This is a genomic window from Methylobacterium sp. WL18, from assembly GCF_008040015.1.
Taxonomy (GTDB): Bacteria; Pseudomonadota; Alphaproteobacteria; order Rhizobiales; family Beijerinckiaceae; genus Methylobacterium; species Methylobacterium mesophilicum.
Window position 1 is genome coordinate 1 of sequence record NZ_VRVD01001266.1, and the last position, 563, is coordinate 563.

Annotated in this window: 1 pseudogene; it reads right to left on the reverse strand. The window is 75.8% G+C overall.

The features are described from left to right. Positions 1 to 563, reverse strand: a pseudogene (locus FV228_RS32230) (ATPase); the annotation flags it as partial.

Consider the following 563-nt stretch of genomic DNA (forward strand, 5'->3'; position numbering starts at 1 on the left):
CCGCCGCGCCTCCGCGACCGCGACCTCGTGCGCCCGGCGGCTGTCCACCGTGGGCCCGCGATGGCCGCGGGTCATCAGCAGGTCGACGCTGCGGGTCACCGAATAGGCCATGCCGGCCGTGGTCCGGCCGCTCGGCGCGACGGCGCGGGACAGGCGGGCGAGTTCGGCATCGTCCTTTGCCAGGTCGTAGCCCCCGAGCCGCACCCCCAGAAACGCCTCCGCATGCGGGTCGCTGGTCTCGATCACGGTGAGCGGGCCGTCGTCGTAGCGGCGCGCCCGCTGCTTGGCGGTGTCGGTGGTCTTGACCAGGATGCAGCGGTGGAACCGGTCGCGGCCCGATTGCAGGACGCCCAGCGCCTCGCTCAGCCGGTCGGGCGCCACCACCAGGGCCTCGCGGGCGCGCCCGAGCAAGCCTTCCAGCGCCGGGCCCCAGGCGGGATCGACGATCTCGGCCAGCTCGCAGATCGGCAGAGCGTCGATGTCGCGCCGCGCCAGCTCGCCCCGGAACGCCACCGTATCGGAGGACAGGCGCGCCGCCGGGCCGCCCCCGGTGCGCGGCGCGG